This is a genomic window from Oligoflexia bacterium (assembly GCA_035326705.1).
Lineage (GTDB): Bacteria > Bdellovibrionota_G > JALEGL01 > JALEGL01 > JALEGL01 > JALEGL01.
Genome location: DAOLES010000003.1, coordinates 156,890 through 182,241 on the forward strand (window position 1 = coordinate 156,890; position 25,352 = coordinate 182,241).

Annotated in this window: 31 protein-coding genes; 13 read left to right on the plus strand and 18 right to left on the minus strand. The window is 35.8% G+C overall.

Going from position 1 to position 25,352, the window contains the following annotated elements:
• Positions 1-235 precede the first annotated feature (235 nt).
• Positions 236-1,066 (plus strand): Ig-like domain-containing protein, encoded by an 831-nt coding sequence (locus tag PKC21_05660; protein HMR24821.1) that lies wholly within the window; start codon positions 236-238, stop codon positions 1,064-1,066.
• Between the two features lie 2 nt (positions 1,067-1,068).
• Complete coding sequence (locus PKC21_05665; protein HMR24822.1) at positions 1,069-1,476, plus strand: hypothetical protein; 408 nt, start codon at positions 1,069-1,071, stop codon at positions 1,474-1,476.
• 108 nt (positions 1,477-1,584) lie between these two features.
• Here the strand turns inward: PKC21_05665 and PKC21_05670 are convergent, their stop codons facing one another.
• From PKC21_05670 to PKC21_05700, 7 genes are all read right to left on the minus strand, one after another.
• Positions 1,585-1,935, minus strand: a complete 351-nt coding sequence (locus PKC21_05670) for a zinc ribbon domain-containing protein YjdM (protein HMR24823.1) — start codon at positions 1,933-1,935, stop codon at positions 1,585-1,587.
• On the minus strand, positions 1,928-2,980 hold the full coding sequence (locus PKC21_05675; GenBank protein ID HMR24824.1) for an NAD(P)-dependent alcohol dehydrogenase: 1,053 nt from the start codon (positions 2,978-2,980) through the stop codon (positions 1,928-1,930). The genes PKC21_05670 and PKC21_05675 overlap by 8 nt, the downstream gene beginning before the upstream one ends.
• Positions 2,981-3,082: 102 nt before the next feature.
• Positions 3,083-3,823 carry a SprT family zinc-dependent metalloprotease gene (locus PKC21_05680; protein ID HMR24825.1) on the minus strand — a complete coding sequence of 247 codons (741 nt, stop codon included), beginning with the start codon at positions 3,821-3,823 and terminating at the stop codon, positions 3,083-3,085.
• A 35-nt stretch (positions 3,824-3,858) separates the two neighbouring features.
• The gene (locus PKC21_05685; protein HMR24826.1) at positions 3,859-4,833 is read right to left on the minus strand and encodes a deoxyhypusine synthase family protein; all 975 of its coding nucleotides are present in this window, start codon (positions 4,831-4,833) and stop codon (positions 3,859-3,861) included.
• A 76-nt stretch (positions 4,834-4,909) separates the two neighbouring features.
• Complete coding sequence (locus tag PKC21_05690; protein HMR24827.1) at positions 4,910-6,394, minus strand: YdiU family protein; 1,485 nt, start codon at positions 6,392-6,394, stop codon at positions 4,910-4,912.
• A gap of 115 nt (positions 6,395-6,509) precedes the next feature.
• Positions 6,510-7,211, minus strand: coding sequence for a hypothetical protein (locus PKC21_05695; protein HMR24828.1), 702 nt, complete (start codon positions 7,209-7,211; stop codon positions 6,510-6,512).
• Between the two features lie 255 nt (positions 7,212-7,466).
• Positions 7,467-7,676 (minus strand): hypothetical protein, encoded by a 210-nt coding sequence (locus PKC21_05700; GenBank protein HMR24829.1) that lies wholly within the window; start codon positions 7,674-7,676, stop codon positions 7,467-7,469.
• Between the two features lie 79 nt (positions 7,677-7,755).
• Here PKC21_05700 and PKC21_05705 point away from each other — a divergent pair, with 79 nt between their 5' ends.
• Positions 7,756-8,634 (plus strand): proline iminopeptidase-family hydrolase, encoded by an 879-nt coding sequence (locus tag PKC21_05705; GenBank protein ID HMR24830.1) that lies wholly within the window; start codon positions 7,756-7,758, stop codon positions 8,632-8,634.
• Here PKC21_05705 and PKC21_05710 read toward each other — a convergent pair whose 3' ends face one another.
• Positions 8,635-9,081, minus strand: a complete 447-nt coding sequence (locus tag PKC21_05710) for an MgtC/SapB family protein (protein HMR24831.1) — start codon at positions 9,079-9,081, stop codon at positions 8,635-8,637.
• Positions 9,082-9,256: 175 nt separating this feature from the next.
• On the opposite strand from PKC21_05710, the gene PKC21_05715 reads away from it, so the two are divergent.
• Positions 9,257-9,484: a DUF2007 domain-containing protein gene (locus PKC21_05715; GenBank protein HMR24832.1), complete on the plus strand. Its 228-nt coding sequence runs from the start codon at positions 9,257-9,259 to the stop codon at positions 9,482-9,484.
• Between the two features lie 24 nt (positions 9,485-9,508).
• Here PKC21_05715 and PKC21_05720 read toward each other — a convergent pair whose 3' ends face one another.
• From PKC21_05720 to PKC21_05740, 5 genes are all read right to left on the minus strand, one after another.
• Positions 9,509-10,774, minus strand: a complete 1,266-nt coding sequence (locus tag PKC21_05720; GenBank protein ID HMR24833.1) for a Y-family DNA polymerase — start codon at positions 10,772-10,774, stop codon at positions 9,509-9,511.
• Positions 10,775-10,793: 19 nt separating this feature from the next.
• Positions 10,794-11,366: a translesion error-prone DNA polymerase V autoproteolytic subunit gene (gene umuD / locus PKC21_05725; GenBank protein ID HMR24834.1), complete on the minus strand. Its 573-nt coding sequence runs from the start codon at positions 11,364-11,366 to the stop codon at positions 10,794-10,796.
• A 52-nt stretch (positions 11,367-11,418) separates the two neighbouring features.
• Positions 11,419-11,937, minus strand: coding sequence for a hypothetical protein (locus tag PKC21_05730; protein ID HMR24835.1), 519 nt, complete (start codon positions 11,935-11,937; stop codon positions 11,419-11,421).
• A gap of 135 nt (positions 11,938-12,072) precedes the next feature.
• Positions 12,073-12,267 (minus strand): hypothetical protein, encoded by a 195-nt coding sequence (locus PKC21_05735; protein HMR24836.1) that lies wholly within the window; start codon positions 12,265-12,267, stop codon positions 12,073-12,075.
• Between the two features lie 2 nt (positions 12,268-12,269).
• Positions 12,270-12,638, minus strand: a complete 369-nt coding sequence (locus PKC21_05740) for a CrcB family protein (GenBank protein HMR24837.1) — start codon at positions 12,636-12,638, stop codon at positions 12,270-12,272.
• Between the two features lie 50 nt (positions 12,639-12,688).
• Here PKC21_05740 and PKC21_05745 point away from each other — a divergent pair, with 50 nt between their 5' ends.
• Positions 12,689-13,984 (plus strand): EAL domain-containing protein, encoded by a 1,296-nt coding sequence (locus PKC21_05745; GenBank protein HMR24838.1) that lies wholly within the window; start codon positions 12,689-12,691, stop codon positions 13,982-13,984.
• Between the two features lie 35 nt (positions 13,985-14,019).
• Here the strand turns inward: PKC21_05745 and PKC21_05750 are convergent, their stop codons facing one another.
• Both PKC21_05750 and trxB read right to left on the minus strand, forming a co-directional pair.
• Positions 14,020-14,730 (minus strand): glycerophosphodiester phosphodiesterase family protein, encoded by a 711-nt coding sequence (locus PKC21_05750; protein ID HMR24839.1) that lies wholly within the window; start codon positions 14,728-14,730, stop codon positions 14,020-14,022.
• 42 nt (positions 14,731-14,772) lie between these two features.
• The gene (trxB, locus tag PKC21_05755; protein ID HMR24840.1) at positions 14,773-15,735 is read right to left on the minus strand and encodes a thioredoxin-disulfide reductase; all 963 of its coding nucleotides are present in this window, start codon (positions 15,733-15,735) and stop codon (positions 14,773-14,775) included.
• Between the two features lie 54 nt (positions 15,736-15,789).
• Between trxB and PKC21_05760 the strand changes: the two genes are divergently transcribed.
• Together PKC21_05760 and PKC21_05765 are read left to right on the plus strand one after the other, a co-directional pair.
• The gene (locus tag PKC21_05760; protein HMR24841.1) at positions 15,790-16,203 is read left to right on the plus strand and encodes a cupin; all 414 of its coding nucleotides are present in this window, start codon (positions 15,790-15,792) and stop codon (positions 16,201-16,203) included.
• Positions 16,204-16,263: 60 nt separating this feature from the next.
• Positions 16,264-16,617 carry a TIGR02266 family protein gene (locus tag PKC21_05765; protein ID HMR24842.1) on the plus strand — a complete coding sequence of 118 codons (354 nt, stop codon included), beginning with the start codon at positions 16,264-16,266 and terminating at the stop codon, positions 16,615-16,617.
• Here PKC21_05765 and PKC21_05770 read toward each other — a convergent pair.
• Positions 16,583-17,011 carry an NUDIX domain-containing protein gene (locus PKC21_05770; GenBank protein ID HMR24843.1) on the minus strand — a complete coding sequence of 143 codons (429 nt, stop codon included), beginning with the start codon at positions 17,009-17,011 and terminating at the stop codon, positions 16,583-16,585. The genes PKC21_05765 and PKC21_05770 overlap by 35 nt on opposite strands.
• A 65-nt stretch (positions 17,012-17,076) precedes the next feature.
• Between PKC21_05770 and PKC21_05775 the strand changes: the two genes are divergently transcribed.
• Both PKC21_05775 and PKC21_05780 read left to right on the plus strand, forming a co-directional pair.
• The gene (locus PKC21_05775; protein HMR24844.1) at positions 17,077-17,772 is read left to right on the plus strand and encodes a gamma-glutamyl-gamma-aminobutyrate hydrolase family protein; all 696 of its coding nucleotides are present in this window, start codon (positions 17,077-17,079) and stop codon (positions 17,770-17,772) included.
• Positions 17,773-17,787: 15 nt separating this feature from the next.
• Positions 17,788-18,354, plus strand: coding sequence for a DUF2585 family protein (locus PKC21_05780; GenBank protein ID HMR24845.1), 567 nt, complete (start codon positions 17,788-17,790; stop codon positions 18,352-18,354).
• Between the two features lie 73 nt (positions 18,355-18,427).
• On the opposite strand, the gene PKC21_05785 is transcribed toward PKC21_05780, so the two are convergent.
• Positions 18,428-19,549, minus strand: a complete 1,122-nt coding sequence (locus PKC21_05785; protein HMR24846.1) for a small ribosomal subunit Rsm22 family protein — start codon at positions 19,547-19,549, stop codon at positions 18,428-18,430.
• Positions 19,550-19,582: 33 nt separating this feature from the next.
• On the opposite strand from PKC21_05785, the gene polA reads away from it, so the two are divergent.
• The 3 genes from polA to PKC21_05800 all read left to right on the plus strand — a co-directional run bounded on the left by polA (position 19,583) and on the right by PKC21_05800 (position 23,287).
• Complete coding sequence (gene polA / locus PKC21_05790; GenBank protein HMR24847.1) at positions 19,583-22,363, plus strand: DNA polymerase I; 2,781 nt, start codon at positions 19,583-19,585, stop codon at positions 22,361-22,363.
• 63 nt (positions 22,364-22,426) lie between these two features.
• On the plus strand, positions 22,427-22,804 hold the full coding sequence (locus PKC21_05795) for a hypothetical protein (GenBank protein ID HMR24848.1): 378 nt from the start codon (positions 22,427-22,429) through the stop codon (positions 22,802-22,804).
• 108 nt (positions 22,805-22,912) lie between these two features.
• Positions 22,913-23,287, plus strand: a complete 375-nt coding sequence (locus PKC21_05800; protein ID HMR24849.1) for a hypothetical protein — start codon at positions 22,913-22,915, stop codon at positions 23,285-23,287.
• A gap of 293 nt (positions 23,288-23,580) precedes the next feature.
• Here the strand turns inward: PKC21_05800 and PKC21_05805 are convergent, their stop codons facing one another.
• Positions 23,581-24,006 carry a hypothetical protein gene (locus tag PKC21_05805; GenBank protein ID HMR24850.1) on the minus strand — a complete coding sequence of 142 codons (426 nt, stop codon included), beginning with the start codon at positions 24,004-24,006 and terminating at the stop codon, positions 23,581-23,583.
• A gap of 200 nt (positions 24,007-24,206) precedes the next feature.
• On the opposite strand from PKC21_05805, the gene PKC21_05810 reads away from it, so the two are divergent.
• Positions 24,207-25,310 carry a hypothetical protein gene (locus PKC21_05810; protein ID HMR24851.1) on the plus strand — a complete coding sequence of 368 codons (1,104 nt, stop codon included), beginning with the start codon at positions 24,207-24,209 and terminating at the stop codon, positions 25,308-25,310.
• The last annotated feature ends 42 nt before the right edge of the window (positions 25,311-25,352 follow it).

Consider the following 25,352-nt stretch of genomic DNA (forward strand, 5'->3'; position numbering starts at 1 on the left):
TGACTTAAAATTTCAAAAAGTATGCCAAACAAATTATAACGCAAAGCATTAAATTTATTATGCTCTTAAAAAATTTTTTGATGTGCAAAACTAAGGCCATTGAATCATAAGATGTCTAAAACAAAAAATTTTACTTTCATATCGCACATGCTCAAAAATAACGCAATATGTTATTCATGCAAAACATTGATATAACTTGTTTTTTTTGGCACGCAAATTGCCATATTTAATCTTTATGAAGCCAAATAAAAACTTTCCCTACGCTATATTTTTATTTTTAATCCTATTCATCTTAAACTGTGCACGTGATGACAGCGTAGATACCCCTTTACCCGATACTGAATTTTATGTTGTTGACTTAACACCTGGATTTCAAACAACCACCAGTTCAGGTTTTGGGAAAAAAATTGTAGTTGTCTTTAGCATGCCCGTTGATCCATACACTTTATTAACATCCGGAAATTTTTCATTCATAGAAGATATTAATGGTGTACCACAAAACTTAACACATACATTGCTCCCTGATCCGCAATCAAGTTTTGAAGTCGTGACTTTTAATATCAACTATCCTTTATCCAACCGTGCAGACTATACTTTTAACATCAGCAACGCTGTAAAAGATTTATCCTTAAGTTATAACCTAAGATATCCTGTCAGCCATCAATTTAATACCGGTGGTGGGTTTACTCAGGGTGATTATGGGACAACCGTTCCGGGAAACCCCTATATTGTTGATACTGATTACATTCGTGTGTGTGAAACATTGGCCAATGGAACTCAAGAAGATAAGGCCTACATTGATGTTAGATTCAATGAAGCTTTAGCTTTTCCTCCACTGATAGATATTCAAAGAGTTGATTTATCCAGTCAATGGACAATCAACAACAGACCGATGATTCAAAAAACACCAGGTGACCCAACACTCATGACGGTTGAGGTCGATAGTATTGGCGGTCTCAATGGCTATAGAATACGCTTCAACAACAATACTGTTCAAGACCTGCAAGGTTTAGGCATGGATGACTTTACAAGCTCAGGCATGTACCAAGCTTTTGGTGGCTGCTAAAGATGTTTGCAAGAATTATGACATATAATAAATATGTCAAACGATGGTTTAGTTTAATTTTAATTCTATTTATTATCCATCCTTCTTTAACAAAGCCTAAAGTATTAAAAAAATCTTTATCAGAAGTTATCAGCGATATTCAAAACATCATGTCCGTTACAGTTATTGCTGTTGGAGGTAACTCTAACGATGAACTAACTATAAAATCAACCCAGAAAAAACAAAGTTACGAAAAAATCTATTACTCTTTGCTTGCAGCCCTTCACAAGGATAACAAATATGAAGTCACTCTTTCAGAATCCAAAAAAACACTACTAATTAAAAAAAGATTCGGTTGTGTTATACGCTCAAGTGCAGAAAGCATATTCAATGATACTAAACATCTTTTAATATCTAAAGGTAATGAATAGATTGGCTTTATCAATTATTAATATGCATAAGTCTAGGTTCAGGGGTATATTTCGGAAGCGGTGCAGAAAAGATACCTGGCACTTTGATGCGGGTAAAAAATTTTTACTTTAGTCCAAAACTTTCTTTACAAACTTGGACTTGAGTCCCATTTGACCAATACCAGGAATTTTACAACTGATGTCATGATCCCCTTCAACCAAACTGATGTTTTTGACTTTGGTTCCTACTTTCACTACAGAGGATGAACCTTTAACTTTTAAATCTTTAATCACTGTCACCGTATCCCCATCTTGCAGTGGGGTTCCATTGGCATCATGAATAAGTTTTGATTCTGATTTATTGTTTTCTTCCAAAGTACGCATAGGCCATTCATACGCGCACTCTGGACAAATCAAAAGATGGCCATCTTCATAAGCATACTCAGACTGACACTGGGGACAGTTGGGTGTTTTACTCATGATTTAAGCTGCTCATATCAATCACAAAACGGTGAGCTACATCACCTTTTTTTAAGTGGGCATAGGCATTATTGATTTCTTCAACTGTGATGGTTTGACATTCTGGGTGAATGTTATGTTCAGCACAAAAATCAAGCACTTCTTGGGTTTGCTTAATACCACCAATCAAAGATCCAGCAATTCTTCTTCTCCCTAAAATCAAAGGCAGGGTAACCGGCTCTTCCAAAGGACCAACCTGCCCAACAATTACCAATGATCCATCCACATCCAACAAAGACATATAAGGATTGACATCATGTTTAACTGGAACAGTGTCTATAATCAAATCTAGGGACGATGCTGCTTTTTGCATCGCTTCTTCATCAGTTGATGCTAACATTGCCTTTGCACCAATACTTTTGGCTTGCTCCTCTTTACTTTTTGAACGGCTAATCACCGTTACTTCTGCGCCCATGGCAACCGCAAGTTTAACTGCCATATGTCCTAATCCACCTAAACCAATCACACCCACGCGTGAACCTTTGCTGACATTCCATTTTTTTAAAGGTGAATAAGTAGTGATGCCTGCACATAAAATAGGTGCTGCTTTAGATAAGTCCAAATTTTCTGGAACACGTAAAACAAATTCTTCACGCACAACAATATGCTTTGAATAGCCGCCTTGTGTTGTCTCACCTGAAATACGATCAGACGCACCGTAGGTTCCTGTCATACCCTGCCGGCAATACTGTTCTTCTCCATGCTGGTGACATTGATCACAGTCCTGACAACTATCTACCATGCAACCCACGGCAACGTTCTGCCCCACTGTATAGTTTTTAACCTCAGAACCAACTTCAATCACCTTGCCCACAATTTCATGCCCAGGTACTAAGGGATAAGGTTGTGGACCCCAATCACCATTAACCGTATGCAAATCTGAATGACAAATACCGCTGTATAAAATTTCTATGGCCACATCATTGGCTCTTAAATCTCTGCGTTCAAAATGGTACGGACTCATATGAGCATCTGTGCCACGAGCAGCATATCCTATGGTTTTCATTTTAGGCTCCTAGCTTAAGGTTATAAACTTTCTTGACTGAGATCATTGCATACCTTGATGATTTAGCCAAGCATTTGCTCTCCGGCTGAAACAGTTCATTTTTCAACTCAAACTTTTAAGATAATGATCAGCATCTCTCCAGTTGGGCATGACTCTATCTAAGAGTAGATAAAAACGCGGGCTATGACTAAAATACTGGGTGTGACACAGCTCATGATAAATGACGCTTTTTAAACAGATGTCAGGTAAATGAAGCAGTTTTGTATTGAGTGTAATACGATGTTGTTTTTTACTGTAATTGCCCCATTGTCGTTTCATGTTTTTAATGTTCCACTGTGGATAAGCTGTAGTGTAAAAATTTTTAAAATGTGCAAAACAGTGTTGGATATAAGGTTCAAACATGGTTTCAGATAATTCCAACATAGCTTTATCAAAATACAATTTTTGATTTTTTTTTCCAATGCGCTGCGAGTAATAAAAAATAAGTTGCCTTTGCGCTAGTTTAATTTTTGTTTGTATGGCAGGCACCATTAATAAAACATAGTTTTCCCCTAATATGGGAATTTCATGGCCGTTGTCTATTTGACTTGCATATAAATAATTATGCTTAGCCATCTGAATTTTTCTTTGCTCTATCCACTGTTCATGTTTAGCAACAAACTCATCAATAAATGTCCGCGACATTTTTAATGGTGCTCTCACTTCTACAGTTTGATCTGGCAAGACATGCAAAGACACTGTTTTTCTTTTTTTACGAACCAAGGTGTAAGTTATAGCTTCTGAAACATTTAGGTCAGTTGCTTGATGTTTAGGAAAAATATTTAATTTTAACTGTTCAAACATTCTATTAGGTTTGTTCTAGCCTATGCTAGAAATATTTACCAGCCCAACAAATAAGCAAAAATGAGTGGCGCTACAATGGTTGCATCACTTTCAATGACAAATTTGGGTGTATCAATATCCAGTTTACCCCATGTGATTTTTTCATTGGGTACTGCGCCTGAGTATGAACCATAGCTTGTGGTAGAATCTGAGATTTGGCAAAAATAACTCCAAAATGGAATGTCATCCATTTCATTATCTTGAAACAACATGGGCACAACACAGATGGGAAAATCCCCAGCAATCCCACCACCAATTTGGAAAAAACCAATACCTGCATCATTCTTATTTTTTAAGTACCAGTCTGCCAAATAAACCATGTATTCAATACCAGATTTTACTGTTGATGGTTGCAACTCATTCTTAATCACGTAAGAGGCAAAGATATTGCCCATGGTTGAGTCTTCCCAACCAGGAACCACCATGGGTAAGTTTTTTTCTGCTGCAGCTAACATCCATGAATTCTTTGGATCAATTTCATAATATTGCTCCAACTCCCCACTGAGCAAAATTTGATACATGTATTCATGCGGAAAAAAGCGTTCACCTTTTGCTTCTGCTTGTTGCCAGGCTTTAAAAATATGCTTTTGTAAACGTCTAAAGGCTTCTTCTTCTGGAATACATGTATCGGTTACTCTGTTGAGCCCTTGATCAAATAATTTTTTTTCATCCAGACCGGATAAATCTCTATAATTGGGGACTCTTCTGTAATGTGAATGCGCCACCAAGTTCATCAAATCTTCTTCTAAGTTGGCTCCAGTACAAGAAATAAAGGCTACTTTATCTTGTCTAATCATTTCCGCAAATGATAGACCTATTTCTGCGGTACTCATAGCTCCAGCCAAGGTGACCATCATTTTTCCATTGTTTGCTAAATGATCTTGGTAACCTTGAGCTGCATCAATTAAAGCTGCTGCGTTAAAGTGTTTAAAATGGTCTGTGATAAATTTTGTTACTGTTCCTGCTGACATTTAATATGCTATATCCTTAAATTTAAAAATATGCTCATAAAATCCGTAAAAAAATTCTAGCTTTCAAATCAACGCATCATGTTCCACAGTAAGTGATATACTCTTGATCTTCAGGTTTGGGTGGTTGTATTAAGTACTCACAATTTTTTTGTTCACTGTAGGGCTTAGATAAATGGGCATGCATCTCTTTAAACAAAGTGAGATCGTGATCATTTTGTGCTTTTTGTAACGCTTCTTCAACAAGATAGTTTCTTGGAATAATAACGGGATTGTATTTTTGCATCAGTTTTAAAGCATTTTTTTCTGAATACTTTTCTAATTTTAAACGCTGCTTCCACTGTTGATACCAGTGTATAAAGTCTTTATGTTTATAAATTAGATCATATTCATTATCACTGTTAGGTAAACTCTCTTGCATCAAACAATAAAAAGTATAGGTATAATCCACTTTATTTTTTTGCATCCAGGTCAGTAAATTTTTTATCAAATCTAAATCACCCTTTTGCTGACTTTTTAAACCCAGTTTTTTTTGCATCATCGATAGCCATTGTTTTTCAAAGTTGGGCAAAAAACTTTCTACCCGTTCTTTAGCAATCACATAGGCATCTTTAGCATCATTTGCCATTAAAGGCGCTAAACATTGGGCCAAGACACCTAAATTCCATTGCGCAATATTGGGCTGCTGACCAAAAGCATAACGTCCATGACGATCTATAGAACTAAAAACAACCCCCATATCAAAGGCATCCATAAATGCACACGGTCCATAATCAATGGTCTCACCACATATGCTCATGTTGTCTGTGTTCATTACCCCATGCACAAAACCAACGCGCATCCAATCAATCATAAGATCAACTTGTCTATCCATCACTGCCTGCAAAAATAGTTCCGCTAAATTATTTTCCCCTTTTAATTCTGGGAAGTGCCTACAAACACTATACTCTAATAGTTGTTGCAAAATCTGAATATCGTTTTGCAAGTAAGCAAACTCAAAGCTGCCTACTCTTATATGGCTTTGCGCTACTCTGGTTAAAATTGCCCCTGGCAATGCCGTCTCTCTGTAAACATCTTCTCCCGTTGCAATCACAGCCAAACTTCTGGTTGTTGGAATTCCTAAAGCATGCATGGCCTCACTGATTAAATACTCTCTTAACATTGGGGCCAGTGCAGCTCTTCCATCACCGCCTCTTGAGTAAGGTGTTCTACCAGAACCTTTCAACTGAACATCAAAACGTTTACTTTCTTTTGTTATATGCTCCCCCAAAACAACAGCTCTGCCATCCCCAAGCACCGTTGGATAACCAAATTGATGACCAGCATAGGCTTGGGCATAAGGCTGTGTATCCGCTAAAATTTTATTGCCTGATAAAATTTGCTCTATTTTTTCTTGATCTATAGTTCCTGTCTCTGTTTGAGTAAAAAGCCCCAAGTCATGGGCCAAGTTTTGATTAAACATAACCAAACTTGGTTTTTTAACGGTCTGGGGTTTTAAGCAAGAGAAAAAAACGCGGGGTAGTTTTGTATAACTAAAATCAAACTTAAAATTTAATTCATTCATAAACCACTTATGGTTATACCTTAACTACTGTTAAAGCTCCATACCCATATTTTTCATGAGATGCTTAATGCTCAGCAAAATTTTAAATGTTTTTGTTACAAAAATAAATATGAAATCAGTTATTTGAATTTAAAAAAAATGCTCTCTGCATGTATTGGTTATCTCTCATAATTTTACTTTTAAGTTTAAAACTTAGCAGTTCAGGAAACAAGTCCCAAAATAGATCATGTAAATCAATACAAATTTGCTTATCTTTAAGCATTTCTATTGATTCTTGCTCGCATGCTAATTTATCAAAGCCCAATTTAATCTGTGAAAAAGCTAAAGGTTTAGGTAATGTGTTGAGAATAGTATTTATGTGTTGCAAGACGTCTTGCAAATGTAAAAATTTGATCTTAGCTTCTTCTGAACGCAAATCAAAAGCCATAAAACGACTAAAAGACCAAGCATCAATTGTAATATTAACTCTATGTTGATTGGCAGCAAGCCAGTCTTCTTGTAGACCCGGGTGGTCTTGAGCCAATTTTAAAAAATAATATGGTTCAATATACTTTTCAACAATAGATTCATTGTACATTTTTAATGAATTATAGGATGTATCTGTTTCATTATTATCAAAAGGCTTGGCATCTTCTAAGTATTCTTTTGCATAAGGATCAACAACAACAAATGTATCCTTTTCTACAATTGAGATCCCTATATTATCATTGCCTTCAAGAATGATATAATATTTGCCATCTAAATCAATTCTCATATCAGCTAAATCTAAAAAGCCAAATTGTGGCGCAAGCTCATGACTGATTTGACCATTGGACAAAAGAAATTCAAGAAGATTTATAATATGTTGATGCTGTGCGGTTGAGTTACGTTCAATATTCTGACGTTTTTCTAACCTTACGCTTGATGGCCTACGAAATGCCTTGCAGATAAACTCAAACTGCTACGCCTTTGCTGCTCCTAAAGATATTAAAACTACACTTAAACTAATCCATTTCCCCATAAAGTTTTGTATACCATAACGTTAAAGGACATTGCAAATGCCTTTATTTTAAACCCTTATAAACACTTGTAATTACAAGTCTTCCAAAGCTTTGTCTCGCTGACTATTTTGCACCTGTTGATTGAGGTTTTTCTTAAACTGGTCTAACTGCTTTTGTGTTTTAGGTGCCTGTTGAGTGTTTTGGCTCTGAGATGATTGAAAATATTGATAACTTAAAAAAGCAATGATCGCTAAAACAATCAATAAGCCCACAACTGAAAAACCCATTGTGTTTTTTCTCATCTTATTATTCTAACAAAGGCATTACTTATAGGCATTAAAAAACTAAACTATTTTTTTGATCCGATGTATACAAACAATCATGCCTTATATTCAACACAAACTTGGAAAAACATTTTATCTTAGTCAAGGACCTAAAAACACTTCTAATTTACCTATTGTTGGTCTTCACGGTGGTCCTGGCAGTACCCATAGTGGCAGATTGGCTTTATTAAACTTATCTAACAAAAGAAAAGTCTATATTTATGACCAAATTGGTGGTGGCAAAAGTTCAGTCACTCAACAAAAACATTGGACCATTGAGACCTTTACTCAAGAACTTCATACGTTAATTCAAGCTTGGGGTCTTAAACAGTTTCATTTGTATGGTGGTTCATGGGGAACAACCTTAGCCTTAGAGTATTATTTGCGTTACAAGAATAATGGCGTAGCTTCTCTTATCTTTCAGTCCCCTCTATTTTCTGGCAAAGACTGGAGCAATGATGCCAAAGTTTTAATTAAAAAACTCCCACAAAAATATCAAAAAATTATTCGTTATTGTCATGAGATTGGTGCAACCGATGCTGCTGTTTATCAACAGGCCATGCATGAATATTATAAACGCCACGTTTTGCGTGATGAAAAAAAATTATCGCAAATGTTAAATCCCAAAAAAGGTAAAAATAATAACGGTAAGAATATTTATCAATACATGTGGGGAGAGTCTGAGTTTTTTCCAACAGGAACACTTAAAAACTACAATCAGGTTCAAGCTTTAAAAAAAATTACCGTGCCATGTTTGCTCATGTGCGGTCAATACGATGAAGCCAGACCAGAAACCTCTCAAAAATACACCAAGATGATTAAGAGCGCTCAATACAAGACCATCAAAGGCGCAGCACATGCTGTTTTAACTGAAAAACCAAATGAGGTTTTAAAGCATGTTGGTCAATTTATTTCTGAGGTAGAAAAAAGACGCTAATTACTCTTCATCTTCATGAACACCGCGTAATAAGTCTTTAAAGCGGCCTTCTAAAAAGCGCGTGAGCACCAAAACAATAACACAAGTAATGGTAATCATAAGCGCTGATATGTACTGCTCAAAACCTATAGCTGCTCCAACTGCTGCCAACACCCAAATCACCGCCGCAGATGTCATGCCCAAAACTAAACCATCTTTGGTTAAAATAACACCTGCACCTAAAAACCCAATACCTGTTACAACTTGTCCCAAAACTCTTGAGTAATCTGTAGCTACTCCTTCTATCTGAGCTGATAAATGAATAAAAAAGCATGTCCCGACAACGATTAAAATACTGGTTCTTATCCCTACAGGTTTGCCGCGCAGCTGTCTTTCAATTCCAAAAATAGTGCCGCACATAATGCTGATTAAAACTTTGGTTACAATTACAGAGTGCAGTTCTGTCATGCGCAATACTATATACCTTTCAATTTTCTATGCAAGATCTCACCTAAGCAATTTAAAATATATTAAATTTGTTTTTGTTTGTACTCAACAAACCCAGTCTTTTACCTTTAATAAAAAAGCATCCTAAGTAAACTTATAGTACTTTGCCGTCTTTATAATATGATATATTACTTTTATGCCTTTAAAGCTTGTCTACAACGTTAGTGACTTATCAGAAGCAACCTTAATTGTAGCCTACCTTAAAAACTATGGCATTGAAGCCCAATCCTTTGACCAGCATATGAACAACCTTTTCCCGGCTGGAAATATCTTAGCGCCCATTAGAATTGTTGTGAATGATTATGATTATGATCAAGCTTTGAAATACATTAAACGCTATCAAGATCAAACCACTCAGGCTTAATACAATTTAAAATTTTACTATTTTTTATCTCACTCTCAATAACTCTTTCCAGTTCGTCGTATAACTGGGTGATTTATAAATATTGTTTTTGTGGGTTTTTTTAAGGTTGCCTTGAGCTGCTAAAAAAATAATATCTTTTCCGGCCTTTTGATTAATTTGATCTATGATTTGCATGGTCTTTTCATTGTTGGCTTGCCCATAGCTACAAAAAATATTGCTCTGAATTTCATTTTTTTTAATCAAGTCCATTAAAATAATACCCGCTTTATGGTAACGCACTCCGGGTTTATAAATTGCTCTTAATGCCGGCTTGATCTGATTTAAAATAAAACTAACATCCTGAGAAGGAGAAGGAAGTATTACCGAACAACCATTTTTATAATAATCATTATGCTGTAAATGTGTTGAGCTTCTAATAAAAATATAAACCGATTGCGCATAACTATGTTGCTCTCTTAATTTTTGACAGGCCCTAAACGTATAATTGGCAACAGCTCTGTATAAATCTATCAATCTTGTGACTTTTTTAGGAAATGAACGTGAAGACATGATATTTTTTTTACCATTTCTTTTTTCCCGTTCTAAGACCGCATGGCCATTGAGTTCATAGACCAAACGTTCTCCAACAACTCCCATTTTTCTTCTAATGTATAAAGGCTCACTGTGTTTAATATCTAAAGGCGTATACAAACCTAAAGCACGCCAATGTCTTGCGCCCCTGTATGATAAGCCCCACAGATCTTCTAGCTCAAAGGATTGTAAAACTTTTTCCACCAAAATATCTTGACGCAAGTCAAACACATGTTGATTTTTTTCTTTTTTAGCTAAAACAGCTGCCGCTTTGGCCAATGTTTTACTGTGTGCTAAGCCAATAGACACCGGAATACCTGTCCATTGCATTATCTTTTTTTCTATCATCAAACATTCTTTTAAGACTTGCTCTGAACTTAAGCCTTTAAAATAAAGAAAAGCTTCATCAATAGAATAAATTTCTATATGTTCTGCCCACTGGCTAAGACATTGCATGACCCGTCTGGACATGTCACCATACAAAGCAAAATTGGTAGAAAACAGTTTAACCCTATGTTTTTGAATGATGTCTTTATGTTTAAAGATAGGTGCTCCCATAGGGATATCCAAAGCTTTGGCTTCATTGGAACGCGCTATAATACAACCATCATTGTTGGATAAAACAACAATGGGCTTATTTATCAACTGAGGCTGAAATACCCTTTCACAAGATGCATAAAAATTATTGCAATCCACCAAGGCAATATGTTTTTGATTCATGATGGATAATCATGCCACTTTATAAAGCGTGAATCACATTGGTCACTACGCCCCAAATCATAAAACTTTCTGGGTCATGAACAACAATAGGTTTGTATTTTTTATTTTCAGGCATCAACTTCAGCTCATTGTTTTTTTGATGCAAGCGCTTAACAGTAAGTTCATTGTTTAAAACAGCAATCACAATTCTACCATGTCTGGCTTCAATGCTTCTATCCACAATCAACAAATCATCTTCATGTATTCCGGCCTCAATCATAGAGTCCCCAGAGACACGCACAAAAAAAGTGGCCGCGGGATGTTGAATCAAATGCTCATTAAGATCTAACATACCTTCTACATAATCTTCCGCTGGCGATGGGAATCCCGCAGACACCGTGCAACTGTATAATGGCAAAGAAAAACCCTTCATTTTGACATAGTGATGCACTTGATCAACCATGCTAACAGGAATGCGTACTGGCTTGGTGGCTTCACCATAAGGCCCTTGTCCAGCTGGTCTACCGGCACCTTTACGCTTACCGCCCCACTGTTTTGGAACAGCTCTTAAAGTGTTATTTTGTGACTGATGAGAAGACTTTTCTTTATCCATTTGATTAATGTAACAAAAATCAAAAAAATGGCAATTATTTTTTTATCTTCTTTCAATCAGTATTTATTATTTCACGTATAGACTGATAAGGAGAGCCTAAAGAAAGACTCACATCATAACCTTTAGCAACACATTCAAAAATATTATTTTTAAATGTAATAATAAAGTGTTTTAAGTCTTTTAAAAACCATTCTCTATTATGTGATGGGTGAACACTGTTCATTTTTTCAAGTTCTACTATCCATGAAGAGTTTATAACTTCAGCATTATATAAAGAGTCTAAACCTTTGTTATACAATGCGTGACTAGACAAAACTTCATCATTAGGCAACCCCACCATATATTTGCAAAAACTTTTAAACACAACTGTAACCACACAATCTTTTTCATAATTTGTAACTTTAAGATTATTAGAGCTTATATTTTGATATGATTCAAATGTTTTTTCAGATGTATAAAACGAAAGATATAGATCTGAGTCGTTGCTTAAAATCCAAGGAATAGGCGCACCAGGGTTTGGTTTAGGTATATCTGCTATTTCTTTAAGCGTTTCTTTAGAACCAAAATTCAACACGTACTCATACGATACAAAACAGTTTATCAAAAGTAAAACAATTTATTTGCTTGTTATCTATATCGCCTCATTTACACTTTAAATTCAACATAACTTGTTTAACTTTTTTCTTTCTTCTTCCGTTAATCCCAATCAATGTTTATCTTGAATTGCATCCATCAAAACATAAGCCATATTGGCATTAATGTAACGTGGATTATGTTCCGCCATCAAGAGCATGTTTTTTTCCCAACTCAAAGTTCTAATCTTATCGATGCTGTCTAAACCCAACTGCTCTAATAACGCCATTGATTTTGGCCCCATCCCAGGTTCTTGATTTTTTTTCATGTTTAAGCCAATAATTTCTGTGTCACATAAAAAGCCAATAAGCCTAAAAAGACTTGCGCACTGATATTGACTGCTGCCCAGACAAGTTGTTTCATACTGATTAACATATGGCTGTGGGCAATAAAGCTTGAAAAGGTGGTCATCCCGCCTAAAAAACCGGTAAACACAAATAAAGTAAAGGCCACAGACCACTGTTCTTTCAACCAAGAACTCAACAAGGCAAACAAAAAACACCCTAAAATATTAACCAAGGCTATACTTAAAACATTGGACCAAGAAAATAAATGCGCTCCTAATAACTCCAAGCCATAACGAACACTTGCCCCTAAGGCACCGCCTGCGCAAACTGCTAAAAAATTAAATACTTTCATAACATAAAGTGTTAGACAAAAACTGAAAAATTTTCTACATAAATCAAGTTTTGAAAAACATTCCTCAACGCGAAATTCGCAATAGAATCTATGATAGCCAACGTCAGTTACCCAGCTATCTCAACGTTCTTCCTGAAGCTGTTTCATTTTTAAAAAAAGATAATGCACTTGGTCTGGTCTACATCAATGGTAAAGCCTTGTGTAATTTAGAGGAAAAGTACGGCAGCACCATTTTTGATGACATCATGTTAAAAATTTCTAATATTCTGATTAACATGCGTGGCACGGTCATTCGTAAGGGTGATATTATTTCTTTAAATCGTGTTAAGGGTTACTCCTTTATTTTATTTTTAGGGGGTACACGTAAAAACAATAAAGACTATAACTATCTTTCTAAAGATGATGTTGAAGACACCTGTGAACGTATTTTAACTCATTTACAAAATCATTTATTTTTGGAGCTGTATCATTTTATAGGCAGCTTGCCCAAAATCAATGTTGGTTATTCTTTTACCGTGCATAACCCTATTATTGATCCTTGGCGATCTATCTATAGACTCATAGAAGAAGCCCGTGAAAATGCTGAACTACAAATGTCACAAGTTGAGCTCAAAAACCGTGGTCGTATTCAAAAAGTCATCTTGGAAGAAGGTGTTCGCAGCGTTTACCAACCCATTGTAAACCTTAAAGAAAAAAATACACTAGGGTTTGAAGCACTTTCTAGAGGCCCGCAAAATACTGAACTTGAAGCCCCAGCAATTCTTTTTTCTCTGGCAGAAGAAACCGGCATGCTCTATGAGCTGGATAGAGTTTGTCGCCGCCGTGCCATTCATTACGCTACTGAAAAAAAGCCTCAACAAAAACTTTTTATTAACACCTTGCCAAACCTTATTCATAACCCAGAATTTGAAGCCAAACAGTTTTTACAGTTTTTGGATATGTATGGTATCTCTCCTAAAGATATTGTATTTGAAATCACAGAAAGCCATGCTATTGATCAATACTCTAGTTTTCGTCAGGCTTTAAAGTACTATACCAACTCTGGAATCACTTTAGCCATTGATGATGTTGGAACGGGCTACTCAAGCCTAGAAGCCATCATGGAAATTCAACCCAAATACATCAAAATTGATGCTTCTCTGATTAGAGGTGCGCATACCAACCCTGCCAAACAAGAAATGCTCAAAGCTCTTAAAACCTTAGCCAAGTCTTTAAACGCCTTGACCATTGCGGAAGGTATTGAAATCCAAGAAGACCTAACTCTGGTTGAAGCAATGGATATCGATTTTGCCCAGGGTTATTTTTTTGCTAAACCCGCCGCTAATTTTTTTGAACCTAGCTTTTAAATCTCAAAAGGTACGGCCTTACTTTTGAGATGTTTTTAATTTTCTAATTTATCCGTAAAAAAACGCTGTGCGCCCAAAGCTTTGCATTGTTCAAGTAGCGCACTATCGTTTACGGTATAAATACGAATTTCAGGAAAATCTTTTGCTTGCTTGTCTTGTGAAAAAATATCTAAAAAATACTCATGCGACATATGCAAGGCTTCCACGGTAAAATTTGCATTTTGATAAAAAGATAAAACAAAATTGTTATCCACCAGACCTGCATAACGAAAGTCTGGATACTGATCATAAAACAAAGCAATCAACTCATGATCAAAAGAAGAAAAAACCAAACGTTTTTGCAATTGATGCCGCGAAACCATTTCGGCAATAGCCTTTAAATAATCATTGGAAAAGTACCGTTGATCTTTTTTAAATTCCCAATTCATTTGGCAGTGAGGATGACTTTTAAGAAAACGGGCAACACTCTCTAAATCAGGCACTTTCTCATTTTTATACTGATTGCTTTTCCAACTGCCAGCATCAAGTTTTTCAATATCCGCAGCCAAGTGATCTTTAAACAAACCATCGCCATTGCTTGTCCTATTTAATCGATCATCATGAAACAGATACGGTTGATGATCTTTGCTAAACTGAATATCACACTCGATAAAATCAAAACCTTTATCAATCGCCAATTTGAATGCCGCCAAAGTATTTTCTGGCGCTTGATAAGAAGCTCCTCTATGGGCAATTAAATGGTTCATAATCCCAACACAATCTCAAAAGGAAGGCCGTACCTTTTGAGATTACTCTTCCAAGGTTTCCAAGTAGCGCTCGCAGTCAATAGCAGCCATACAGCCAGAGGCCGCGGCAGTGATGGCTTGTCTGTAAACCTCATCTTGAACATCTCCACAAGCAAACACCCCTTCTTTGCTGGTTTTACTGCCTTCTTGCGTAAGAATGTAACCATTTTTACTAAGTTCTAATTGCCCCTCAAATAATTTAGTCATGGGTTTATGGCCAATAGCAATAAAAACACCCTGTACATTAAGCTCTGTTTTTTCATCCGCATTATTAATATTGGATAACTTTAAACCTGTTACTCCAGAGTTATCTCCAACAATATCATCCACCACGGTATTCCATAACCATTCAATTTTTTTATTGGCTTTGGCTCTTTCCTGCATGATTTGTGATGCTCTAAGCTCTTCTCTTCTATGAATCACGGTTACTTTATTGGCAAAACGGGTTAAAAACATGGCTTCTTCCAAAGCTGAGTCACCCCCACCAACGACAGCCACTTCTTTGTCTTTATAAAACGCACCATCACAAGTTGCACAAGTAGAAACACCTCTGCCCATCATGGTTTTTTCAGCCTCTAAACCTAAGAGTTTTGCAGTTGCACCGGTAGCAATAATAACGCTATCGGTTTCATATTCATTTTGTCCTACCCAAATTTTATAGGGTTTGCTTGAAAGATCGACTTTGGTTACATCCTTAGTCTCAAGACGTGTCCCAAAACGCTCAGCTTGTTTACGAAACATCTGCATCATCTCTGGTCCCATGACCCCTTCAGGAAAGCCTGGAAAATTTTCTACATCTGTGGTGGTCATCAACTGACCGCCTGCTTGATAACCTTCAAACATCAATGGTTTTAGCAATGCTCTTGATGTATAAATGGCCGCCGTTAAACCCGCCGGTCCAGACCCAATGATAATAACTTTTTCTTTTGCGTTGGCTGTTTCTTGCATGGTATTTCTAGTACACATAACTTAACATCTAATCAAGGTTATGTTACGCTAATATTCATTTTAGAATAAGACATGAAAAACAGTATTAAAAAATTTCCACTGCATTTAGGCTTAGACGCAAAAATCTTCTCTGAACCAATGTTTACCGGGTTTGATTGGTATGAAAGCTATGGTAAACGACATGCCAATGATGGTAAAGAAGGTCGTTTGGTATCCCTACATACTTTTGAAGAGTCTTGGGATGCCTGGGAGCAACATCCTGAAGGAGATGAAGTGGTTTTATGTCTTGAAGGTCGTTTAACCCTTATTCAAGAGATAAGTCCAGAAACCTACAAAGAAATTACTTTAGAACCTTATGAGTATGTCATTAATCCCAAGGGAGTTTGGCATACTGCCGATACTCAAAGCAAGACTACAGCTTTGTTTATAACTGCAGGCTTAGGTACTCAGCATAAACCCAGAACAAAAAATTCATCCACACTTTAGAAATTACTCTACACCTGTATTTTTTCGACGACTTTAAAAAATAATGCTAGGTTGTTAATCATGTCAGAAGATTCTTTTGCAAGTCGTCGCCAGAGTCAACGGGTTAAAGTTGAAATTGATGTTGATTTGGGTGCCTATGGAGAATATTTTTTAAGTAAGCTGGATAACGTCTCTACCGGTGGTGCTTTTGTTAAAACGCGCAAACTACAAGATGTGGGTTCAGAAGTTAAACTTAGATTCAAGCTTCCCGGTGATGATCAATTGATTGAAGCTGAAGGTATTGTTATCTGGACTTACAATCAAGCTGGCCCTATTGATGGCAACTCCTCGGGCATGGGCATTCAATTTACTGAAATTCTACAATCTGACCGTGACCGTATTAAGACTTTTGTGGCTCAACACACAAACCCGTAACAAGTCTTTTATTACCTGATAAAAAATTAAATGTTTTTATATCATTCATTGAAATCCACTTGAGCTCAGCATGTACATTTTTTTGTAAGGCATACGGTGAGTTTAAATAACATTGATAGAAAAATAATTGTACGCTCTTATTTGGGTAGGTGTATGTGTATGTATCAAGTAGCCTATTGATTTCAATAATCTCAATCCCCAACTCTTCCTTTAATTCTCTCATCAAGGCTTGCTGATGATTTTCCTCTAACTCTATTTTTCCCCCAGGAAATTCCCAATTCTGCTGACCATCTTTTCTTTTTGCAATCAGGATTTGATTATCCTGATTGTAAATCACAGCTGCCACGACTTGCACAGGCTTTAAACCTTTACTTTGATTGACTTTAACACCCATAAAAATTAATTTTTTACCTTAAAACTTAAACTTCTCATTAAAAATATGTTTATACTAGCTTGGAAATGAAAAAGAAACCCATTATTGGCATTGGCCCACATTACTTAACCAACCCAAAAAGAAAAAAAGTGATTGGTTGTTATGAAAATTATATTCGTTGCCTTGAGATGGCTGGTGCTAGTACACTGATCTTTACTGCAGACATGGATCATATTGATTATCATTTAAGCTTGGTGGATGGCATCATGCTCACCGGCGGAGATGACATACATCCCAGCTATTACCATGAGAAAAAACTCCCAAAAATTAAATTTGAGCTCTCACCTAATGAACGCAGTGACTATGATATTGCTTTACTTAAAAAAGCTTTAAAACAAGATATACCTTTTTTAGGTATTTGCCTTGGTTGCCAAACGCTTAATGTTGTTCAAGGAGGCAATTTATATCAAGACATGCCGTCACAACTGGAAAAAGTGAATGACCACAAAAAAGGTCAACATTGGATTGATTTAGAGAAAAAAACTTTACTTCATTCCATCTTAAAAAAAGATCGGGTCAAAGTAAACTCTAATCATCATCAAGCAGTAAAACAACCCGGTCAAGATCTTATTATCAGCGCTAGAGCTTTGGATGGAACAGTAGAAGCCATTGAATCCACCAAACATTCTTTTGCATTGGGCATTCAATGGCATCCAGAAGAGTTGTTAAAAACAGATGTAAGTAAAAGTATTTTTACTGCATTTGTGAAAGCTTGTAAATAAAGCCTCCACCTAAGAATGTTCATTAAAATAAAATTTTTTAAACAGCTTTGGCCTACAAGCATACTTGTATTGTTTTTATTAGGGGCTTTACACTTTTTGGAAAGAAATTTTTTTTCAAAGACTGGGACAATAGCTTTTTGGATTGGCGACGCAATGAGCTCTGAAACTTCGCAACAGTTTGTCGATCCATACAGCTTCAGTCATATACAACACGGTTTATTGTTCTTTGGATTGTTTTGGTTATTTAGAAATCGACTATCCCTTCACATAAGATTTTTGTTTGCAAGTGCTATTGAAGTTTTTTGGGAAATTTTAGAGAATACGCAATTTATCATTGATCGTTACCGAGAATCTACTGCCGCTTTGGGTTATTATGGAGACTCTATTTTTAATAGCTTGGGTGACCTCGCTTCTTGCTGGATTGGATTTTATCTTGCATATAAATTTGGATTAAGATTATCGGTTCTTTTATTCCTCATCATTGAAATTATTATGATAATCATGATTAAGGATAGCTTATTACTGAACATTATTATGTTGCTCTACCCAATAGATTTTATTCGAGAATGGCAATTGACGTAAAATACACTCTAGCCTTATAAAAAAACTAAAATCATCTGTTTTTAATTTTCCACTCAAAGTAATAAAACAAACTCTACAACGTTTGCAAAGTAATTGTATCCCCACGCCTATATGTATTTTTCTTCAAACTTTTATCTAGTTCAATCAGTTGTTTCCCATTTGAAGTACAAACCAATACGCAACGCTTGGGTTTTAGTTTGAGTTCGTTGGATATGACTCTTACTTTATTATTTGTTTCTTGCTTTTGGAGATCTATTTTACTCAACACAATATAACTGGCTTTCAAGGCTTTATCTTTATGCTCTAAAAAGCGTTCAATTGTTTTTCTCAAGCGGGGTGCATGCCATAGAGTTTCAAAATGACACCAATCTTTTTTGTCCTTGTTCATTGGACACTGGGCCTGATGTAAACATGGAAACGGAGAATACGCTTGCCAAGCTTGTAACCATTGATCTCTTAAATGTGTTAACTGTTTAGACGTACTCATCAAGGCCGGCTCCACAATAACAATGGCCCCATTTGTACTGAGATGATATTTCCATAATATTGTAAACACTCGATCAACTTGCTCTTGTGTATTTTTACTCACTTCATTGATAGCATTGGCGGCTACAATCAAATCATAAGGTTGTTTTTGATGCAGTATTTTTAATGTCTTTTTTGTGTTTAAATCAAAAACCTTACTGCTCACTTTGACTTGAGTAAAAGGCATAAAACTAAATAAATTTTTTGCCTGCTCTAAAATTGATTTATTTTGATCTGTTAGCACAACTTCAGCGCGAATATGTGGCCAGTGGTTTTTCAATAAAAACTCTATAGCCCAAGCGGTTGCTCCCCAGCCTGATCCAAGATCTAAAATATGTATTTTAGTTTTTTTAGTATTGTGTTGAATATATTTATCTAAATATGATTTTAAGCAGGCTGCCACCCGGACAACATTGGCCAAGTGAAAATACATTAAGTAAGCCACCTGAACATCTTTTTTATTAAAGTAGTGTTGATCTAACTTTGTCCGATCCAAAGTAAATGCATCTGATAACCTTAATGCATGTGCGCAAATAGACTTTACAATATCCTTAGGAATAGCTTGCCCATCCCAAGTTTGCTGCCATTTCATCTGATACATATAGGCTATCAAAGCATCTTCCCATGCTTGCAGCTGCTCATTATCCAAGTTTTCTAAAGCTCTGATCATAGTTTCATTATTATTAAGAATAAGGTATGCCATATGGATATGAAAAAAACCAACAATGACCAAAAACTATTTTTAATTGACGGCTCAGCCCTGGCTTACCGAAGCCATTTTTCATTTATCAGTAATCCCTTAAAAAATTCTGAAGGCATGGAAACCAGTGCCGTTTTTGGTTTTACCAATACACTTTTAAATCTTATCAAAAAAGAAAACCCCTCTCATATTGCTGTTGTTTTCGATGGTCCTAAAAAAACTTTTAGGCATGAGATGTACAAAGAATACAAAGCTACCCGTGAAAAAATGCCGGATGAGCTCAAAATTCAACTACCGTATATACGTAAAATTGTTGAAGAAATGAATATTCCTTACTTGGTTATGGATGGTTATGAAGCCGATGATATCATTGGAACTTTAGCCAAACAATCCGCCAAAGAAGGAATTCATGCGTATATGGTCAGTGGTGATAAAGACTTTATGCAGCTCTTAGAAGACAATATTTCTATGTATACCATGAAAAAAGGCACAGTAGATATTGTAGGCGTTGAAGGGCCTGTTAAAAAATGGGGTATCACGCCAGAACAAGTTATTGACTTTATGGCTTTGATGGGTGACAGCTCAGATAATATACCCGGCGTTCCAGGAATTGGTCCTAAAACAGCTTTAAAGCTTATTGAGCAATTTAAACATTTAAACGGCATTTATAAAAACCTGAACCAAGTTAAACCTGAAAAACTTCAAATAAAACTTGCAGAAAATAAAGAACATGCTTTTTTAAGCCAAGATCTTGTCACTATAAAAACAGATGTTCCCGTTAATACCAGTTTTGAAGAACTCAGCATCAGTCCTTTTAATAAACCTGAATTAGAAACTATTTTTGATGAATTAGATTTTCATTCTTTAAAACGTTTTTTAAACCCTAAATCAACACGTGACACTGAGTCAAAAAGTAAAGATGTGGTTGTTTCTAAACCAGCACCCAAAACAACTCAAAAACAAAAATCTACTGGAAAAGTAACCGGTACTTACACCTGCATTGAATCTCAACAACAATTAGATGAATTAATTAAGACCTTAAACAAACAAAGTCTTTTTGCATTGGACACAGAAACCACCGGTCTCAACCCTATAGAGGCAGAGCTTGTAGGTATTTCCGTTGCTTTTAAAGAACAAGAGGCTTTTTTTATTCCAGTGCATCCGGGCCACCTTGACTTTGAGACCACATTAAAAAAGCTAAAACCCATTTTAGAAAATCCAAGAATTAAAAAAGGCGGTCAAAACATAAAGTATGATATGCATATTTTATCAAAATATGACATTCAAGTTGCTGGCATCAGTTTTGACACCATGCTAAGTTCTTATGTTTTAGCATCCGATCAACGCCAACATGGTATGGATCATATTGCAGAAAAATACCTAGGATTGAAAAAAATTCCAACGGAAGCTCTAATTGGCAAAGGGCAGAAACAAATTTCTATGGATCAGGTTGAACTTGATAAACTATCGCACTATGCTTGCGAAGATGCTGATGTTACACTGCGACTTTACAACTACTTTGATCGTCAATTCAAAAGCAATAAAAACTTAAGCAAACTTTATGAAGATTTAGAAATTCCCCTATTGTGTGTTCTCCAAAAAATGGAAGCGCACGGCATGCTTTTAGATATAAAAAAGCTTAAATCACTTTCCAATAAATTGAGTAAACGTTTAATTCAACTTACTGAAGATATTCATCAAAAAGCTGGAGAGAGCTTTAACATCAACTCTCCCAAACAAATGGGTCCTATTTTATTTGAAAAAATTAAAGTACATGAAGGCTCAGGTATTAAAAAACTTAAAAAAACCAAGACGGGTTACGCCACAGACCATGCAACCCTAGAAAAATTTTCTGATCATCCCTTGGTTGCCTCAATTTTAGAATATAGAAACTTATCCAAATTGATGTCCACTTACATTGAAACCTTACCCAAACTGATTACAAAACGAACAGGTCGCATTCATACTTCATTCAATCAAACCATTGCTTCTACAGGTAGACTATCCAGTTCAGATCCTAACTTACAAAATATCCCTATTCGCTCTGAGTATGGCAAAGAGATTCGTGAAGCTTTTATTGCCCCGGAAGGCTCATGCTTGATTTCAGCAGATTACTCTCAGGTTGAATTGCGTATGCTAGCCCACCTTGCAAATGACGAAACCTTAATTAAAACCTTTGAACAAGACCTTGATGTCCACACCCAAACTGCGGCCACGATTTTTAATAAAGATCCAAAAGATGTTGATGCAAATTTGAGAAGCCGCGCCAAAGCCATTAATTTTGGTGTTCTTTATGGAATGGGACCACAACGCTTATCCAAAGAAACGGGAGTTAGTTTAAACGAAGCCAAAGACTTTATTGCTTCATATTTTAATAGCTTTTCAAAAGTTAAAGACTACTTAAATGCGCAGATTGAATTTGCTAAACAACATGGTTACATTGAAACCATCCTAGGACGGCAAAGACCTTTGCCTGATATATACAGCAAAAACCCTATGATTAAAGCCAATGCTGAGCGTATTGCCACCAATACACCCATTCAAGGTAGCGCAGCAGATCTGATAAAAAAAGCCATGCTAGATATTGATGCAGAGCTAAGTAAACAAAAACTAAAAAGTAAATTGGTACTCCAGGTTCACGATGAGTTGGTATTAGAAGTGCTTAATGAAGAAATTGAGTCGGTTAAAAAATTAACCCGACAATGCATGGAAAAAGCCTTAAATTTAAAAGTCCCTTTAAAAGTGGATTTAGGCTTGGGGCAAAACTGGTCACAAGCGCATTAGAGAGTTTTAATTTTTATTTATTGTTTTACTTTTTTAATTAGTTTTTATAAAAAATAAATTGCAATGAAGTATTATTTTATCTTAATCCCTGCACTTGCGTTGTTAATTGTTTCTTGTTCAGTTTTTGCAAAAAAACCAAAACTTTATTCACATAAACATAGAATTATGACTTTATGTTGTAAAAGTTCTAGCGCTAATTCTTGTTCCAGTGAACACTGGAAAGCAAGAGTAAAAAAACATTGTCCAGCTGGTGCAACGCAAATCAATCAAGACACCCGTGAACGCTTAAAATATACTGAACTTCCTCAGTCCGGTTTATATGAACAACATGCCCATAATTATGATTTTGAAAGTTCTAACAAAAAAAGCAGTGAGTTTATTTTAAAGAAACAAACATTAAATTGCATTAATTATCAATGCAATGGACCTGTGAAACCTTAAGTTTAATGAATTATAAAACTGAACTGAAACTGAATTTTGATTTTCCTTTGCATAAAAAAATGAATTTTTATTTGATATTTTTTTTAAAATCCATGTAGACTCATTAAAATGAAAAGTACAACTGCATGCTTCTTACTTTTATTTTTAGGCTTATCATTAACTGCTTGCACTCTTTTTACCAACCGGCCTGAGCTAGTTTCATGGCAAGGTAACACTATTACTTTATGTTGTGAAGGTGCCACTTCATCTGCTTGCCCGCAAGAAGAATGGGCCATAAAAGTTCAGCAACATTGTCCACAAGGTGCTGTAGCAATAGGTGGTGAAACCCGAGAACGCTTGGGTGATCGCATCATAGAAGAATCCGTTAAGCAAGATCATAGTTATGATGCCTATGGTGATGCAAAAAAAGTAACTCAATTTAAACAAGAACGAGAATTTTTAAGTTGTGTGACTTACCAATGCAACGGCCAAGTTTATCCTTAGTGTTTCTAAGCGCTTACGCTTCTTTACAACTTTGTAAAAAATCATTCTCGCTTCACTCAGATACACTTGTATCATTTCATACGCCGCATCGCTTTTGCGATGCTCTGTATAAGAGGCTCTAAGCGCTTACACGTAATGCAATGCAAATAATATTTAAAATTACTCTAAGCACGTTCAGTCACTTTATGTGGCTGAACGCACGGGGGTGAGGAAATAAAAACCACGTTTTTTATTTCCGAGGGGGTCGTGAGCCCCCTCTTAAAAAAGAGCGGAGCGGGACGCGCTAAGAAACACTAAAAATGCCAGCCTATACCTAGTTTGAATAGATCAACTCTATAAATGTCTTCCGCCTCATCAATGATCCATTGACTTACACCTAGACCAGTATTGACTCTTAAGTTATCATTTTTTGTCCAACGTCTTAAGTTCCATTCCAAACCAATACCTGCAAACCAGCCTATTTCATTCACGGGTGAATACAAATAAGAAAAATGACCTTGTACAAATGGGCTCAATTCCGTAAAACGCCCAAAATATTTATTGATGCCTAAAGAAATACTATGTCTGTGCTGATCATCTACACCAATATTCCAATTTAAATTAAAGGCTAAGGTTCTATCTAGAAAAAACAACCAATCAAATTGATAGGCTTGACTTAAACTTTTATCAGAACTTTGACTATGTGACTGAACAACAAAAGAATTACTAAATGCACTCATTCTATCATGTATTTGTGCATTTGCATGCCCAAGACAGAAAAAAACTATCCCTAAATAAAGATGCTTTTTTGACAGTTTTATTAAATTTGCATTAAATCGAAAATATGACATTACAAAAACCTTTGACTTACCTTTCCATATCTATTTATTGCTTTTTTTGCTCGTTTTTTTTTAGTTTTAAAAATCTTGCTGCACAACATATGACCAATATTAATGCTGGCTATAAAGATGGTTTTTATTTGGCCACACAAGATGATAAATTTTCTATTAAATTGGGAGGAAGACTTAACTTTTTATACTCTTCCGCCGCACTAGATCAAAATAATAATATTCATCGTTTTGATGTCTTACATGGCAAACTTTACTTGGGTGGCCATGCCTATTCTCAAAATATTGAATACTTTTTACAAAGTGCCTTTGGAGAATTCCAAGATACAAGCATACGTTTTAAAGTTCCTTCTGAAAGTAATAATCAACAAATGCGCCTTGAAGATTTCTATGTACGCTTAAAGCAAGGCAATAACTACTTTCAGCTAGGCCAATTTAAAGTCCCCTTTTCTCGGCAGTCTATGATTTACTCTGGTAACCTTATTGCCCCATTTAGAAACCATGTCAACAATGCCTTTAGCTTGCGTAGAAGCCAAGGCGTTATGTTATCTCATTACAAACCTACTTTTCATATGTCTGCTGCTTTATTCAACAATCAAAACCCAGTGGCCATAGACAACGGCTCACCCATATATCCAGTAACCCATACAAATAATAGTCGAATGATGTATGTAGGAAGAATAGGCATTGCTCCTCAAGGTTATGTCGGGTTTTCCGAAGGTGATGTTAATGACTCACAAACTGGAAAAATGGAACTTAATGGTGCAGTTGCTTTCTCTCAAAAAAACTCTGTATATGTAGACAATGATAACACTGTAGACCTCAATGATGTTGACAATTTATCCGTTAATGCTGATTTTATTTGGAAAAAGAAAGGTGTGGCTTTGCAAGCTGAGTATTATTATAGAACACTCATGGTTGAAAGTGGTTCTGATATCAAAAGTTGGGGCTACTATATTCAACCTTCTATTTTTATTATCCCTTCACAGCTAGAGCTCGCAGGTCTGTATGCTAAGTCAAATTTAAATGATCAAATTGATGATAGTGCTTTTGAAACAGGCGGGGGTCTTAACATCTATTTTTCCAAAAATCATCGCCACAAACTACAAACTCGTTATACTCTTAAACAACACGATTATCAGGGTCAAAAACTGAGTGATCACTGGATTAATTTAGCTCTACAAGTCAGCCTATAAGTCTTTGCTTAAAAGGCAATAAAAGTTATCAAGATCCTTGTT

Bases quoted from the DNA above. Each gene is read 5' to 3' on its own strand.
- PKC21_05660 (HMR24821.1), top strand. From the start codon at position 236: ATGAAGCCAAATAAAAACTTTCCCTACGCTATATTTTTATTTTTAATC.
- PKC21_05665 (HMR24822.1), top strand. From the start codon at position 1,069: ATGTTTGCAAGAATTATGACATATAATAAATATGTCAAACGATGGTTT.
- PKC21_05670 (HMR24823.1), bottom strand. From the start codon at position 1,935: ATGAGTAAAACACCCAACTGTCCCCAGTGTCAGTCTGAGTATGCTTAT.
- PKC21_05675 (HMR24824.1), bottom strand. From the start codon at position 2,980: ATGAAAACCATAGGATATGCTGCTCGTGGCACAGATGCTCATATGAGT.
- PKC21_05680 (HMR24825.1), bottom strand. From the start codon at position 3,823: ATGTTTGAACAGTTAAAATTAAATATTTTTCCTAAACATCAAGCAACT.
- PKC21_05685 (HMR24826.1), bottom strand. From the start codon at position 4,833: ATGTCAGCAGGAACAGTAACAAAATTTATCACAGACCATTTTAAACAC.
- PKC21_05690 (HMR24827.1), bottom strand. From the start codon at position 6,394: ATGAATGAATTAAATTTTAAGTTTGATTTTAGTTATACAAAACTACCC.
- PKC21_05700 (HMR24829.1), bottom strand. From the start codon at position 7,676: ATGAGAAAAAACACAATGGGTTTTTCAGTTGTGGGCTTATTGATTGTT.
- PKC21_05705 (HMR24830.1), top strand. From the start codon at position 7,756: ATGCCTTATATTCAACACAAACTTGGAAAAACATTTTATCTTAGTCAA.
- PKC21_05710 (HMR24831.1), bottom strand. From the start codon at position 9,081: ATGACAGAACTGCACTCTGTAATTGTAACCAAAGTTTTAATCAGCATT.
- PKC21_05715 (HMR24832.1), top strand. From the start codon at position 9,257: ATGCCTTTAAAGCTTGTCTACAACGTTAGTGACTTATCAGAAGCAACC.
- PKC21_05720 (HMR24833.1), bottom strand. From the start codon at position 10,774: ATGAATCAAAAACATATTGCCTTGGTGGATTGCAATAATTTTTATGCA.
- umuD (HMR24834.1), bottom strand. From the start codon at position 11,366: ATGGATAAAGAAAAGTCTTCTCATCAGTCACAAAATAACACTTTAAGA.
- PKC21_05735 (HMR24836.1), bottom strand. From the start codon at position 12,267: ATGAAAAAAAATCAAGAACCTGGGATGGGGCCAAAATCAATGGCGTTA.
- PKC21_05740 (HMR24837.1), bottom strand. From the start codon at position 12,638: ATGAAAGTATTTAATTTTTTAGCAGTTTGCGCAGGCGGTGCCTTAGGG.
- PKC21_05750 (HMR24839.1), bottom strand. From the start codon at position 14,730: ATGAACCATTTAATTGCCCATAGAGGAGCTTCTTATCAAGCGCCAGAA.
- trxB (HMR24840.1), bottom strand. From the start codon at position 15,735: ATGTGTACTAGAAATACCATGCAAGAAACAGCCAACGCAAAAGAAAAA.
- PKC21_05760 (HMR24841.1), top strand. From the start codon at position 15,790: ATGAAAAACAGTATTAAAAAATTTCCACTGCATTTAGGCTTAGACGCA.
- PKC21_05765 (HMR24842.1), top strand. From the start codon at position 16,264: ATGTCAGAAGATTCTTTTGCAAGTCGTCGCCAGAGTCAACGGGTTAAA.
- PKC21_05770 (HMR24843.1), bottom strand. From the start codon at position 17,011: ATGGGTGTTAAAGTCAATCAAAGTAAAGGTTTAAAGCCTGTGCAAGTC.
- PKC21_05775 (HMR24844.1), top strand. From the start codon at position 17,077: ATGAAAAAGAAACCCATTATTGGCATTGGCCCACATTACTTAACCAAC.
- PKC21_05780 (HMR24845.1), top strand. From the start codon at position 17,788: ATGTTCATTAAAATAAAATTTTTTAAACAGCTTTGGCCTACAAGCATA.
- PKC21_05785 (HMR24846.1), bottom strand. From the start codon at position 19,549: ATGATCAGAGCTTTAGAAAACTTGGATAATGAGCAGCTGCAAGCATGG.
- polA (HMR24847.1), top strand. From the start codon at position 19,583: ATGGATATGAAAAAAACCAACAATGACCAAAAACTATTTTTAATTGAC.
- PKC21_05795 (HMR24848.1), top strand. From the start codon at position 22,427: ATGAAGTATTATTTTATCTTAATCCCTGCACTTGCGTTGTTAATTGTT.
- PKC21_05800 (HMR24849.1), top strand. From the start codon at position 22,913: ATGAAAAGTACAACTGCATGCTTCTTACTTTTATTTTTAGGCTTATCA.
- PKC21_05805 (HMR24850.1), bottom strand. From the start codon at position 24,006: ATGAGTGCATTTAGTAATTCTTTTGTTGTTCAGTCACATAGTCAAAGT.
- PKC21_05810 (HMR24851.1), top strand. From the start codon at position 24,207: ATGACCAATATTAATGCTGGCTATAAAGATGGTTTTTATTTGGCCACA.